Source organism: Nocardia vinacea (genome assembly GCF_035920345.1).
GTDB classification, from domain to species: Bacteria; Actinomycetota; Actinomycetes; order Mycobacteriales; family Mycobacteriaceae; genus Nocardia; species Nocardia vinacea_A.
In genome coordinates this window covers 9084736-9098648 of record NZ_CP109149.1, presented here as the reverse complement: position 1 = coordinate 9098648, position 13913 = coordinate 9084736, and the positions used below count along the sequence as shown (strand labels likewise).

Genomic DNA, 13913 nt, shown 5'->3' with positions numbered 1-13913 from the left:
GTTTCGAAGATGCGCGCGTCGGCCTGCCGCTACCGGCCCTACTTGTGGTCCGTGGTCGACAACGACGTGTCGATGTCGAGCGCGTGGGAGATGAGCGGCCAGGACCGGACCAATTCGTCGGCCCAATACGGCCACGAATGCGTGCCGGTGGGCCGCAGGTTCACCGTCGCGGGAATCCGCAGTTTCGCCAGCCGATCGGAGAGCTTGGCAAGGCATACGTACGCGCCTGCTTCCAGGGAGCCACCAACGGTGATGGCGTCGGCGAAGTCGTCCACCTGGCCGGGAATATCGTGCTCCCCCGGAATCCCGCTGCCGCTGGACAGGTAGATTGCGGTGCCGCGCAGGGCTTCCGCGTGTGTCATGACGTCGTGGGCGATCCAGTCGGGATCGTCGGTGGTCCCGAACATGTTGTCGGGGTCGCCGCCGTAGGTTTTCACGATCGCGCGGGCCTGGGCTTGCCCGGGCCCTGGGGCGACGCTGTAGCAGCCGCTGTGGGCCGCCACCGCCCGGTAGGCGTCCGGGTTGCGCATCGTAAGCATCATCGCGGCCTCGCCGCCCATCGACACGCCTTCGATTGCCTTGTGCCCGTTGCCCTCGAACTGAGCGTCGATCAGTGGGGGCAGTTCGCGGATGAGAAAGGTTTCCCATTTGTTGGTGCCCAGGACGGGGTCTCGGCGTTGCCAGTCGGCGTAGAGGTTGGCGGGCCCTCCGGTGGTCAGCACGACGTTGACGTTCTTGTCGGCGAAGAACTCCACCGCGTGCCCGTACTCGGTCCAGCTGCTGGCGTTCTCGGGAGCGCCGCGCCCGTCGAGCATGTACAGGGTGGGTCGCGGCCGGCTGCGGTCGGCCGGGAGCAGCACCTGCACCTGTACGACCCGATTCATCGACGGCGATTGCACGGACACCCGCAGCCAACGGTCGGTGATCGGCTCGATCCCGGTAATGACCGGCTGGGCAGGAAGGCCGGTGCCGCTCTCGGCGGGAGCGTGATATCCGCCCGGCGGCCCGAGGTCCGGGCCCGACGTAGGCGCCTCGGCAGCAGCCGTGCCGACAGCCAGCAGCACTACCGACACTACCGAGGCAACTTCGCCGACAACCCGCAACGTCGCGGCCCACCACGCTGGACGCTCGAGTCCGATATCGGAGCTTTCGGGTGATTTATTCCTTTTGCTCCCTACTCCGACGCCGACCGACCGCGCTGCGGGTTCTCCGAGATAGCAAGACACACGCCAAGTAAAGATCACGAAGCTACATTTCTCACTGCTGGGCGGATTGATTCCGTTTTAGTTGTCGCGGGTGTTTGGATGATACCGGCGGCGCAGTCTGCCCGAGCCCATCACCGATCGCCCCCCACCACGGCCCGCGATCTCCACACCATTGGGCTTCCCCGATGGCCGATACCTGTTGCGCCACAACGACAATGTCCTCCGCGCCGATCCCGCTGACCCCAACTCCTCCAATCCCACCTGCAGAGCTGCCTCGACAACACCATCCGCCACTTCCGCGAGGACAACGACCCCAACTACACCTACGCCCGTGGCAAACGTCACCGGCTTTTTCCGCGCCGCTTTTGCGGCGAGTGATGCCACCACAAGCATCTCGCCTTGTTAGATAAACCGAATCTGTCCGATATCACGTCGCATTTACCCGCGCAAGAAGGACCGGGCGGCCAATGCCGAGGTCAATGTTTCGACGCGACCGGTAATCCGACACCTGGCGAGTGGGATGCATTCGCGGCAGGCGTGCAAGACGGCGAGTCGACCCCGCTCACCACCTAACAGCGCCCCGAAGCGATCGGGGTCAACGGCCTGAGTCTGACACGTAATGGACTGAGGCCCATCCTGTTTCAGCTCTCAGGCGTCGATCTCGTTCAGGATCTGTCGCAGGAAAGATCGGGGTGGGCGGTCGGGTGCCTCCGGGGCAGCGAGCAGGGCTTCCACGACCGGCGCAAGCGCGGGGGCACTGTCTACGGCCACTCGGACGAGACCGAGTTCGGCGCAGCGGGAAAGTGCCGGAGTCAGGCAGGCGATCGCCTGATCGGTTCGTCCGGCGACGGAAAGGCAACCGCCGTATAGCAATTGAGCCTGTAAGAGAGCGCGGGGGCGAGGTTGGGTACGGATTTCAGCGAGGATCTGTTCGGCGGCGGCGACGCAGCGCTCGGCGGCGGCCGGTGACTGTTGGGCGAGTAGCAGACGAATGGCCGACTCGTGGGTGAGTTCGGCGGTGATCGCGAGTGGGTGGTTCGGTTGCCGCTGGTACGCGGGCAGGTGCTCTAGCGTCTGCCGGTCTGCGTCGGTGATCGGCAGACCCAGGCGTACCCGCTCGTTCACAATGCGGGCGGTCAACCGTGGCAGGGCGATATGCTCCGCGACCATTTGCCCCTCGTCCAACCGTCTTCGTGCGGCATCGAGATCGCCGCGCATTGCCACCAGCCTGGCACCGGTCCCGTAGGTGGCGACCAGGAATTCCATAGCGCCGGCCGCGACGCCGGGGCCGGATGTCAGCAGCTCGGCGGCTTCGGCGTATTGCCCTTTCTGGTAGAGCAATTCACCGAGCAGCCCGCTGGCCATCCGAGTCGCGTGGGATTGGCTGCCGGTACTCCGGGCGAGGGTGAGCGCGGAGCGGAAGAGCGCCTCGGCGCCGGCGATATCGAGTTCTTCGGCGGTGGCTTGGCCCGCGATGCAGGTGCCATACACCACGCCGGCCGGGCCGTTGATGCGCGTCCGGTAGGGCTCGGCCCATGCGTGCCAGCGGCGGGCGCCGGCAAAGTCGAAACGGTAGTAGGCGGCCGCTTCCGCGGTGGTGGCCGCGACGCTGGCGAAGAACGGTCGTACCGGCTGCCCCAGCCATGCCTCGGCGGCATCCGGGAAATCCTTGAACCGGTCCGTCACAAGGTATTCCGCGGCTCGCGTCACATCGGCCTGGATGCGCAGATCCGCGGTCCCGGGATCGTCCGGTGCGGCGGTTGCCAGTGCCGCGTCCACGCGATCCAGCGCGTTCCGGGTGGCGGCAGGGCGCTGCAGCGAGATGTTGGCCCAGGCCACCGACAGTTGCAGTTGTGGATCGGCAACCGTGATCGCGGCGGGCAGCTTCTTCACCAGCCCTAGGAAGGTGGCCATGCGGGAATCTTCGATCAGCGTGTCGGCGTGTTCTTGCACCAGTTGTTTCGCCTGCTCGGCGGCGCCGGCCGCGAGTGCGTGATCCACGGCTTCGGTGAGCATTTCGTGCCCGGCAAACCAGGTCGACGCGATCAGATGGAGCTGTTCGAGCAAGCCGGGATGCTGCCGGATCAGTCTGCGGCGCAAGAAGTCCGCGAAGAGCGCGTGATAGCGGAACCACCGCAGCTCGTCATCGATGCTGCGCAGGAACAGGTCTCGGCGCCGGACCTCCTCGAGCTGTTCCTGCCCGGACCGCACTCCGGTCAGCGCCTCCGCGAGACCTCCGCAGATGGTGTCGGTGACCGCGGTCCGAATGACGAAGTCGAGCATCGTCGGTTCGAGCTCACCGACGACGTTTTCCATCAGGTATTCGCCGATGGCGTAGTGCTGCCCCGTGATCTGGTCCAGGTAGCCACCGGGATCCTCCTTGCCGCGCAGTGACAGTGAGGCGAGCTGCAACGCCGCCACCCAGCCCTCCGTCGACTCGCGCAGCCGGTCGACATCGGCGTCGGATAGGTGCAATCTCTTCGCACCGACCAGGAAATCCGTCGTTTCCCCGGAATCGAAGCGCAGTGCGGTCTCGTCGATTTCCACCAGTTCGTCCTGAACGCTCATGCGCCCCAACGGAAGACCGGTGCGAGTGCGGCTGGTGACGATCAATCGCAGGTACTGGCCCCCGTTGTCGAGCAGGAACTCCATCGCGGCGAGGGTCGCCGGACTGGTCACCAAGTGCCAATCGTCGATCACGACGGCAACGGGCTCCGCATTGTCGTCGATCTCGTTGATCAGGGCCGTCATCACCTGCGGCGCCGCGGCGGCGGAATGCTCCTCGAGAATCTGCGTCAGTTCGATCGCGAGCGCGGGACGGACCTGCCGAATCGCCTCCACCAAGTGGCTCAGGAACCACACGACATTGTTGTCGTCCTCGGCGATCGCCAACCAGGCCGCCCGGACGCCGTCCACGTCGAGCGCATGCGCCCACTGTGCGGCCAGGCTGCTCTTGCCGAAACCGGCCGGGCCATGAATGAGGACCAGTCGCCTGGATTGTCCCTCCCGTAAGGTCTCCAGCAACCGCGGGCGATTCACCAGCCGGCGCAGCGTCGTCGGTGGACGGAACCGGGTCTTCGGGGCCGATTGCGGCGGCAACATGCTTGCGGCGGTCGACGTTGTCGGCGGGATCGGCGGACCGCCCGCGACCGACACGGTTTCGACGGGTCCGTCGGGCTCCGGGGCGGCCATCGTGTCCACCGGCAGCCCGCAGGAGAACTGCACGGTGCGCAACCGCTCGCCGACGTCCCGGGCGGTGGCGGGCCGGTCGGCGGGGTCGGTGGCCATCGCGGCTTCCAGGATGGCGCACACCATTGCCGGTACACCGGCGGCTCGCAGGTCGGGTACGGGTTCGGAGGTGATGCGCACGAACTGCGCCACCATCGACTCGCCCGACTGGCGCTCGAACGCGGCGTGTCCGGTGAGAACCGCGAACAGCGTCGCGCCCAGCCCGTAGATATCGGAGAGAACCGTCGGAGGTTCGCCGCGTATCACCTCCGGAGCCGTGTAGGCGGGGGTCCCCGCAACGAGTCCCGCCGCTGTCTCGAATGCGCCGCCGATGCGCGCGATACCGAAGTCCGACAGCTGCGGTTCACCGTAGTCGCTGATCAGCACATTTGCGGGATTGACGTCGCGATGGATGACGCCGCAGGCGTGCGCGGTCGCCAGCGCACCCGCCAACTTCACGCCCACGGCCAGCACGTCCTGCCACGGCAACGGTCCGTCTGCGCGAATCCGAGCGTCGAGTGAGCCCCTGAGGTGGAAGGGCATCACGATGAACGGCCGTCCGGTGGGGGTGACGTCGGTCGTCAGCACCTGGACGATATTCGGGTGAGTCGAGAACTTCCCCAGCGCACGTTGTTCGCGCAGGAAGCGGGTCCGGTCGTCATCGTCGACCGTGGAGCCGAGCACCTTGACCGCCACGTCCCGATCGAGTGCGGACTCGGTGCATCGGTACACGATGCCGAACGCGCCGCGGCCGATCTCTTGGGCGTCGGCGAACCCGGCCGCAGCCAGTTCCGCTGCGATGCCGAAAGTCAGGTCGCGTTGCGTCCCCTCGGCCTTGCCGTCGGACACCGACCGCTCAACCGATCATCGGCGCAGACTTCCCGGAAATACGCGCGTTCGCGGCGGGCTGCCACCCCGACCGCACCACGAGCGACTCATGTACTCACCTCTCGAGTCGAAAACCAGCTGGTCCCGACAGGTCGATCATAAGCCGCCACGACGCGAGCAGCGTGCGGGCCGCCGAACTGGCGCGGCGCGACGAGGTAGGCCGAGTCCGTCCCGAAGCGGGCGAGGGCGGATTATCTTGGGACTCATGCCCACCATGCCGGATCGGATACCGGCCGAGGGTGCCCACGATGCGTTTATCGGGCACCTCGAGGCCCATATGGTTGCCCTGACTTTTGTGGACAATGCCGGGATAACCAGGGTGAAGGCGGTGCCGAAGGGGCGGTTGGCACAGGCCGCCAAATTCGGCATCGGGGTGTCGCCCTGTTTCGAGACGTTCACCTTCGATGATCTGATGTCGGTCGGGCGGTATCTCGGCGGACCCGATGGTGATCTGCGACTGATTCCCGATCTGTCGCGATTGACCGAACTCGCCTGTCAGCCGGGGTGGGCCTGGGCGCCTGCCGATAAGTTCACCCAGGACGGCACTCGCTTCGTCGCCTGTCAGCGCGCCTTCGCGACCCGGCAGACGCAGGTGGCCCAGAATGCCGGTCTGCGGATTTCGATGGCATTCGAGACGGAGTGGTCGGTCGGGCGCGGCGATGTCGAAAACGATTTCGTCCCAGTGGTATTCGGGCCCGCCTACAGCTTGATCCGGTTGAGCCAGGTGGGCGAGTACGCCAGTGATCTCGTCGCGGCGTTGGAGCGTCAGGAGATCGCTGTCGATCAGTTCCATCCGGAGTACGCGCTGTCGCAACTGGAATTGTCGGTCGCACCCAATGATCCGGTCGCTGCCGCGGATGACGCGATCCTGGTACGGCACACCATCCGGCAGGTGAGCGCGCAATACGGTTGGCGTGCGCTGCTCGCGCCGTGCATCGAGCCCAGCGGTGCGGGTTCCGGTGCGCACCTGCATTTTTCGCTGCAAGACGACGAAGGACCGCTCTTGGCGCAGGGCGAGGGGCCCCACGGCATGCGCCGCGCGGGCGAGGCGTTCCTGGCCGGTGTGCTGCGGGAACTGCCCGCATTGGTCGCGATCGGCGCAGGCAATCCGGCGAGTTTTCTCCGGCTGCAACCCTCGCGGTGGGCCGGGGTCTGGCAGTGCTGGGGCCGGGAGACGCGGGAGGCGGCGCTGCGCTTCATCACCGGTGTGCAGGGCACCGAAGACTGGGCAGCCAATGCCGAGGTCAAATGTTTCGACGCGACCGGTAATCCGTATCTGATCGTCGGTACGGTGATCGCGGCCGGACTCGCCGGTGTCGCCGAAGAACTGCGGCTGCCGACCGAGATCACTGGCGACCCAATGGGATTCGACGCGGAAAAACTCATGCTGTCGGGTGTGCGACGGTTGCCGACCAGTTCGATGGAGGCCGCCGACGCACTCGCCGACTCCAAGGTGCTCGCCGAGGCACTCGGGGGCGAACTGCACGACGCGCTGCTCACCGTGCGCCGCGCCGAGGCCGAACGCTATCGGGATATCAGCCCGGCCAAGGTGATCGAGATGACCCGCTGGCGGTTCTAGCGTGCTCACCGATGGTGTCGCACTCACCGATCACCATTGTCACGGCGTCGTCGCCGCGGATCTGGACCGCCCCGGTTTCGAGCGACTGCTCGGCGAAGGGCAACGCGGCACCTTCGATTCTGCTATTGGCCTTGCCGTAAGGCGTTGGTGCGCACCGATTCTCGACCTGGAGCCGCATGCCGATCCGGAAAGGTATCTGGCGCGCAGGGCCGAACTCGGCTGGCGTGAAACGACCACCCGACTGCTGCGCGCCTCCGGCACCACGCGATGGTTTCTCGATACCGGATTCGGCGGTGGCCGAGCGGAATTCGCTGCGGTCGCCCCTGGCGAGGTGCGTGAGATCGTCAGGCTCGAACAGATAGCCGAACAGGTAATCGCCGAAGTCAGCATCGCGACAATGCCTTTCGAGGATATCGAAACCACATTGCGTGGTCGGGCCCGAAATGCGGTCGGCCTCAAGACAATCGTGGCCTACCGCTATGGTCTGAACTTTCCCGTCACCGATACCCTGCCATCGACGATCATCCACGAACTGCGCCTCACCGATCCGGCGACGCTCGGCTGGCTGGTCGGACTCGGTGCCCGCATCGGAGCGGAATTCGGCCTGCCGCTGCAGTTCCACACCGGATTCGGCGATACGGATCTGCGGCTCCAGCACACCGATCCGCTGCTGCTCACCGACTTCCTGCACGCCACCTCGGGCTCCGGACTATCGGTCATGCTGCTGCACTGCTGGCCCTTCCACCGCAATGCCGCCTACCTCGCGCATGCCTTCGACCATGTGCACCTGGACCTCGGCCTGACAATCCCCTACGTGGGACAACGAGCCTCGGCGGTACTCGGCGAAGCGCTCGAACTCGCGCCGTTCCGGTCGATGCTCTACTCCTCCGACGGCTACGGACTCCCCGAGCTGCACTACCTCGGCGCACTGCTGTGGCGGCGCGGTCTCGGCCGCCTACTTGACGATTGGATCGCCGACGACGCCATCACTCTCGCCGATGCCGAAGGGCTCGTCATCGCGATCGCCCGTGGAAACGCCGTGCGCACCTATCCCTAGCGTGCGGCGGCGATGGCGGCGTCGAGTCCGTTGGACAGCTGGCTGGAGTCGAGTTTCTCACCGTTGACGAAGACGGTCGGAGTGGCGTTGACGTCGCCGTTCAGGACCTGGTCGGTTTTGTCACGGAGATAGGTGTCGTATTTGCGATCGGTAATGCATTGAGCAACCGACGGGTCGGTGTAGCCCGCATTCTTGGCGATCTCGACGAGTTTGCTGTCGGGCAGGCCACTGCCGCCCTCGGCGGGCTGCTGTTCGAACATCGCGGCGAACCAGCCCTGATACTTCGAATGGTCTTGTCCGGCAACACAATACGACGCGTTCGCGGCGCGCGAGGAGTATTGGGTGCTGGAGGCGCGGTCCAAGAACGAGATGACGTCGTATTCGATGATGGCCGTGCCGTTCTTGGCGGCGTCTTCGAGGGTCTTGGCGTTGCGCTTCTCGAATGATTTGCATGCAGGGCACTGCAGATCCGCGACCACGCGAACGACGACCTTCGCATTCGAATCACCGACGCGGACCGCACCGGTGGCGGTCACGCCCGCCGGGGTCGTCCCGGAACTGGCGCCCGCTGCCGCCGCGGCACCCGAAATGACGTTGCTCTTCTGCATCACAACTACGCCGACCACGCCCACGACGACGGCCAGCAGCGCGGCAACCGCGACCAGAATGACAACAGCGGGATTGGTGGACCGAGACGCCGATGGCGGACCCGACCATCCGCCCTGAGGGGTGCTCACCGTAGCTTCACCAGGCTTTCGCTCGCCGAACAGTTCCGCCCCGCACGATAGCGGTCGCGGAACACCGCGTGCTCGTCGGTAGCGACCCGGTGTCGCCTGACCGGCGATTTCTCGGAGGCGAGGATGCGAATAATTAAGTGCGCGTCGACCTGGGGGAATCTAGCGTTGAAGGGGAACAGACCAAACGAGAAAGGACGTTCCCCATGTTTCCCGTCGAGCTGCGCGGTACCAAGGCGCAGACGCTCATGTGGGCCAACGAGCACGAAATCGAGCAGGCCGCGCTGCGGCAGCTGCGGAATATCGCGCAACTGCCATGGGTCCACGGCGTCCGCGTCATGCCCGATGTGCACCTCGGCAAGGGTGCGACCGTCGGCTCTGTGATCGCCATGCGCCATGCCGTCGCACCCGCGGCCGTCGGCGTGGATATCGGCTGCGGCATGGAGAGCGTGAAGACCGACCTCACCGCCGCCGACCTGCCGGACAATCTGCATTCGCTGCGCTCGCGCATCGAGGCGGCGGTTCCGGTGGGGTTCCAGTCGCATAAGGATGCGGTCGACGTCGCGAAGCTGGGAGCGCAGTTCGCCACCTCACATGGCGAGTTGGCCAAGCACGTCCGTGGCTGGTCGCGTTTCTGGTCCGAGTTCGGCTCGCTGAATCCAGGCGTACAGGCGCTCGAGTCCAAGGCGCACAAGCAGATCGGCTCGCTAGGCGGCGGCAATCACTTCATCGAAGTCTGCCTGGACGAGCACGACTCGGTGTGGATCCTGCTGCACTCCGGTAGCCGCAATATCGGCAAGGAACTCGCCGAACGCCATATGACCGTCGCACGCGCACTGCCGCACAACCAGGACCTACCCGATCGTGATCTGGCCGTATTCCTTTCCGGCACACCGGAAATGGAAGCCTACCGGCGCGATCTGACCTGGGCGCAGGAATACGCCGCACGCAACCGCGCGGTCATGCTTTCGCTGGTATGCGGTGCGGTACGTGCGGAATTTGCCGGGCGCGAGGTGCTTTTCGACGAGCCGATCAGCTGTCATCACAATTATGTGGCAGAGGAGGAGATCGACGGTGTTCCGATGCTGGTCACCCGGAAGGGCGCGGTGCGGGCAGGCGCTGGCGATCTGGCGTTGATTCCAGGTTCGATGGGCACACGCTCATATGTGGTGCGCGGCAAGGGAAATCCGGCCTCGTTCCAGTCGGCATCGCACGGTGCGGGTCGGCGGATGAGCCGGAACGCGGCGAAGAAGCAGTTCACCGTCGCGGATCTGATCGCGCAGACCGAGGGCGTGGAATCACGCAAGGACGCGGGTGTGGTCGACGAGATCCCGGCCGCGTACAAGGACATCGACGAGGTGATCGCCGCGCAGAGCGATCTGGTCGATATCGTCGCGACGTTGCGTCAGGTGCTGTGCGTGAAGGGGTGATGCGATTCTCGAGCAGTCGTCGCGCATCGGTGTGGCGAAGCGGTGTAATCGGTTCGCGCGCAGCTGGAGTGGACACGCATCATGCTACGAGCCCAATCCACGACGTCCGCTGATTCGGAATCCGTTGGAATGTCAACCGGCCGGTAGTACGTGCGAGTACGGTCGGATCCGGGATCCGTAGGCCACGGAGGAGGTTTGGATCGTGTTCGGTCGGAAAAGGGACACTGTCGGTCCGGAGCAGGTCGTTCTCGGAATGAGTGAGGCAGAGCTCGTCGCTTTGCTGGGACAGACCAAGCGACAGTCGAGTACCGAAGACGTTCTCGCGAGCTACAAGAACGTCGCGGGCGGTTCGAAATTGCCTCGTCAAAGATTCTTGTCCTACCTCAACAAGCCGCGCGGCTACGACACCGATCTGGTGGTGCAGGATGGTCGGGTCGTTCGTGTGCGGCAGACGTCGAGGCGATCGGGTGAGGTCCTACGTGATGAAGAGGAGTAGGTCGCCTACGGTTGTTGTGGCGCAAGGTGTTTCACCACATCGTCAACAAAAAATGTGCGGTACAACGGATTGCGGCCAAGATCAACACCGACACCCGTTTGCGGAGCGCACCTGACTGGACTCGGAACTAGCGGTCGAATTGCGGGAACAGATGCAATTCGGCCGCTCAGCGTCGCCGCAGCGTCCCTGCCACGCCCGCACCGAGCAGCAGGACGCCGAGGATGAAAGGGAAACCGCTGGTCACCCAGGTGATCAGCGCTTGCCGCATCTCATCGGACAACAGCGGCAGATCGTCATGAATGATCCGCCAGGTGTCATCCGGGAACAGGAAATACACGAAACCCGGCACCACACCCCAGACCAGTCCGGCCAGCACCGTCCCAGCCGGCGAGTACGCGGCAAGCGCGGCCACCAGGAGCAGCAACAGCGCCCCGCCGACGATCTGGAACGTCGACCCGGCCCGATTTGCCGCGGATCCGAGAATGACCCACTGCCGGGTATCCAGCGCCGCGTGCGCGGCAAGTCCGATCCCGACCGGCGTCACGACCAGACCGGTCAGTATGCCGAAAACGGTCCGCCCGAATCCACCGGTACTGCGGAATTGGGCACCGGGTGGCGACCAACCCGGCGGCGGCTCGTAGTTGGTCATGGCTGCCTCCTGCGCGGTCCCACGGTGCGGAGCAATCGTCTCATCCTATTGTCCGTTGCCCAGGGATATTTCGCCGTTTCGGCCGCCCTGGCGGCGCCGGAGATGTCGGTATCCACCGGTAACGACCGGGACCTTCGATCCGCCGAGCGGATACCGCGCGGCACGGTCGTCGGTATCGATGTCGGTGCCATCAGGCACGATGGAGCGCATGACCACCGCGGCCGGTACCTCAGCGATCGACCTCACTGCTCCCGACCTGCGCGAGCGGGCCGAGGAGTTGCTGCGCGATCTAGCGGGTGCGCGGGCGCAATTGCGCGAGGATCAGTGGACGGCGATCGAGGCGCTCATCGTGCAGCGACGCCGAGCGCTGGTGGTGCAGCGCACCGGTTGGGGTAAGTCGGCGGTGTATTTCATCGCGGCCAAGCTGCTGCGGCGGGCGGGGCGCGGGCCGACGGTGATCGTGTCGCCGCTGCTGGCGCTGATGCGCAACCAGGTCGCGGCCGCCGAACGGGCGGGCGTCGTCGCGGCGACCATCAACTCCGGCAATGTCACCGAATGGGATGAGATCCACGATCGGGTGGCCGCGGGCGAGGTGGATGTGCTGCTGGTCAGCCCGGAGCGACTGAACAATCCGGACTTCCGCGACCAGGTATTGCCCAGGCTGGCCGCCGACGCCGGACTGGTTGTGATCGACGAGGCGCACTGCGTCTCGGACTGGGGTCACGACTTCCGGCCCGACTACCGCCGCATCCGCACCCTGATCGCCGATCTCGGCTCCGATGTGCCGGTGCTCGCGACCACCGCGACCGCCAACGATCGGGTGGTCACCGATGTCGCCACCCAGATCGGTACCGACGCCGACTCCGTCGGCCTGCCACCCCCGTTGGTGCTGCGCGGAACCTTGGATCGCGAATCACTGCACATGTCGGTGGTGCGTTTCGACGACGCCGTCGAGCGCACCGCATGGCTCAGCGGACACCTCGACAAGCTGGCCGGCTCCGGCATCGTCTACACCCTCACCGTCGCCGCCGCGCACGACCTCGCCGACGTGCTTAATTCGCATGGACACAATGTCGCCGCCTACACCGGGCAGACCGATACCGCCGAACGCGAGGCGCTGGAGGCGGCGCTGCTGAACAACGAGGTGAAGGCACTGATCGCCACCTCGGCGCTCGGTATGGGCTTCGACAAACCCGATCTTGGTTTCGTGGTGCACGTCGGCGCACCGTCCTCCCCCATCGCCTACTACCAGCAGGTGGGTCGTGCCGGTCGTGGCACCGATCGCGCCGAGGTGGTGCTGCTGCCCGGGCCGGAGGACGCCAGGATCTGGAGTTACTTTGCCTCCGTCGCCTTTCCGCGCGAGCACATCGTGCGCTCGGTACTCGACGCACTGGATTTCGACCGGGCCATGTCCACCGTCGCGCTCGAGCCTATGGTCGAGCTGAACCGCTCGCGACTGGAAATGGTGCTCAAGGTGCTCGATGTGGACGGCGCGGTGCGGCGGGTCCGCGGCGGTTGGATCGCCACCGGACAGCCGTGGGTCTATGACACCGAACGCTATGAACGTCTCGCCGCGGCCCGCGAGGTCGAACAGCAGGCGATGATCGACTATCAGCGCACCACCGGCTGCCGGATGCAGTTTCTGCGCCGCCAACTCGACGATCCGGGCTTGCCCGCACTCGAGGCCGACGCGCCGGGCTGCGGCCGCTGCGACAACTGCACGGGCACCCGCCTCGATACCACCATCGACTCCTCGGCCATCGCCGCGACCCGCGCCCGGCTGGACCGTCCCGGCCTCGATCTCGCCCCGCGTAAGCAGTGGCCGACCGGGATGGCAAAACTCGGTATTCCGTTGTCCGGCAAGATCACCAACGGTGCGCAGACCGGCCGTGCGCTCGGTCGGCTCACCGATCTCGGCTGGGGTCAGCGCCTGCGCGCCCTGCTGGATGCGCCCGACGATCCGGTTCCGGATGCGGTGTTCGACGCCTGCATCGCGGTGCTTCGCGAGTGGAACTGGACGACGCGCCCGACCGCGGTAATGGCCCTCGAATCGCACCGCTATCCGGTGCTCACCGCCACCCTCGCTGCCCGCCTCGCCGAGGTCGGCCGTTTGCGTGACCTCGGTACCCTGCAACTGCGTCCGGACCGGCCGCCGGTGTCCGCCGCGAACTCGGCCCACCGGGTGGCCGGACTGTTCGACTCCTGGCTGATCCCGGATCTGAGTTCGGTGGACGGTCCGATCCTGCTCGTCGACGCACTCTCCGATACCGGCTGGACGCTGACCGTGGCGGCTCATGCGCTGCGCGACGCGGGGGCACCAGCAGTACTGCCATTCGCACTCGCCAGCCAGACCTAGTCGGATTCGCTCCGCGAACCCGCCGTTTGCCGATCAGCAACTAACAAATCGGCAAATATTTGGCTAACTAATGTTTCGGACCGGGATTATCGGTCACGATATGCCTATGTACTCGAACCTTCCCGCAAAACGGCTGCTGGAGGAGGTCAAAGCGCGGTACGGCTCGGCCGAGGCATTCTTCGAATCCTTGGACAACCTGCGCATCGACCCGATCGCCGATACCACCGAGCTACCGCCTATGCCGGAGCTGCGCGGGCCCGACTGAGCCCGCGCGGGGGTCACCGGACGCGC

General features: G+C 65.7%; 10 protein-coding genes. 6 read left to right on the top strand and 4 right to left on the bottom strand.

The window, feature by feature from the left end; all coding sequences use genetic code 11:
- Positions 1–38: 38 nt before the first annotated feature.
- Positions 39–1073, bottom strand: coding sequence for an alpha/beta hydrolase family protein (locus OIE68_RS41140; RefSeq protein ID WP_327096278.1), 1035 nt, complete (start codon positions 1071–1073; stop codon positions 39–41).
- 780 nt (positions 1074–1853) lie between these two features.
- On the bottom strand, positions 1854–5282 hold the full coding sequence (locus tag OIE68_RS41135) for a protein kinase domain-containing protein (RefSeq protein WP_327096277.1): 3429 nt from the start codon (positions 5280–5282) through the stop codon (positions 1854–1856).
- Positions 5283–5526: 244 nt separating this feature from the next.
- Here OIE68_RS41135 and OIE68_RS41130 point away from each other — a divergent pair, with 244 nt between their 5' ends.
- Complete coding sequence (locus OIE68_RS41130) at positions 5527–6900, top strand: glutamine synthetase family protein (RefSeq protein ID WP_327096276.1); 1374 nt, start codon at positions 5527–5529, stop codon at positions 6898–6900.
- A gap of 1 nt (position 6901) precedes the next feature.
- The gene (locus OIE68_RS41125) at positions 6902–7957 is read left to right on the top strand and encodes an amidohydrolase family protein (protein WP_327096275.1); all 1056 of its coding nucleotides are present in this window, start codon (positions 6902–6904) and stop codon (positions 7955–7957) included.
- Here the strand turns inward: OIE68_RS41125 and OIE68_RS41120 are convergent.
- Positions 7954–8694, bottom strand: a complete 741-nt coding sequence (locus tag OIE68_RS41120) for a DsbA family protein (RefSeq protein WP_327096274.1) — start codon at positions 8692–8694, stop codon at positions 7954–7956. The genes OIE68_RS41125 and OIE68_RS41120 overlap by 4 nt on opposite strands.
- A 203-nt stretch (positions 8695–8897) precedes the next feature.
- On the opposite strand from OIE68_RS41120, the gene OIE68_RS41115 reads away from it, so the two are divergent.
- Both OIE68_RS41115 and OIE68_RS41110 read left to right on the top strand, forming a co-directional pair.
- Positions 8898–10121 carry an RtcB family protein gene (locus OIE68_RS41115; protein WP_327096273.1) on the top strand — a complete coding sequence of 408 codons (1224 nt, stop codon included), beginning with the start codon at positions 8898–8900 and terminating at the stop codon, positions 10119–10121.
- A gap of 253 nt (positions 10122–10374) precedes the next feature.
- Positions 10375–10617: a hypothetical protein gene (locus OIE68_RS41110; RefSeq protein ID WP_327096272.1), complete on the top strand. Its 243-nt coding sequence runs from the start codon at positions 10375–10377 to the stop codon at positions 10615–10617.
- A gap of 166 nt (positions 10618–10783) precedes the next feature.
- Here OIE68_RS41110 and OIE68_RS41105 read toward each other — a convergent pair whose 3' ends face one another.
- Entirely contained in the window at positions 10784–11266 is a 483-nt protein-coding gene (locus OIE68_RS41105) for a hypothetical protein (RefSeq protein ID WP_327096271.1), read from the bottom strand.
- Positions 11267–11474: 208 nt separating this feature from the next.
- Here OIE68_RS41105 and OIE68_RS41100 point away from each other — a divergent pair, with 208 nt between their 5' ends.
- Both OIE68_RS41100 and OIE68_RS41095 read left to right on the top strand, forming a co-directional pair.
- Complete coding sequence (locus OIE68_RS41100) at positions 11475–13622, top strand: ATP-dependent DNA helicase RecQ (protein WP_327096270.1); 2148 nt, start codon at positions 11475–11477, stop codon at positions 13620–13622.
- Positions 13623–13728: 106 nt separating this feature from the next.
- Positions 13729–13887, top strand: a complete 159-nt coding sequence (locus OIE68_RS41095; RefSeq protein ID WP_327096269.1) for a hypothetical protein — start codon at positions 13729–13731, stop codon at positions 13885–13887.
- Positions 13888–13913 lie beyond the last annotated feature (26 nt).

What these genes read in the sequence shown, in the direction of transcription:
- OIE68_RS41130 (WP_327096276.1), top strand. Translation starts at nt 5,527, where the DNA reads ATGCCCACCATGCCGGATCGGATACCGGCCGAGGGTGCCCACGATGCG.
- OIE68_RS41115 (WP_327096273.1), top strand. Translation starts at nt 8,898, where the DNA reads ATGTTTCCCGTCGAGCTGCGCGGTACCAAGGCGCAGACGCTCATGTGG.
- OIE68_RS41110 (WP_327096272.1), top strand. Translation starts at nt 10,375, where the DNA reads ATGAGTGAGGCAGAGCTCGTCGCTTTGCTGGGACAGACCAAGCGACAG.
- OIE68_RS41105 (WP_327096271.1), bottom strand. Translation starts at nt 11,266, where the DNA reads ATGACCAACTACGAGCCGCCGCCGGGTTGGTCGCCACCCGGTGCCCAA.
- OIE68_RS41100 (WP_327096270.1), top strand. Translation starts at nt 11,475, where the DNA reads ATGACCACCGCGGCCGGTACCTCAGCGATCGACCTCACTGCTCCCGAC.
- OIE68_RS41095 (WP_327096269.1), top strand. Translation starts at nt 13,729, where the DNA reads ATGTACTCGAACCTTCCCGCAAAACGGCTGCTGGAGGAGGTCAAAGCG.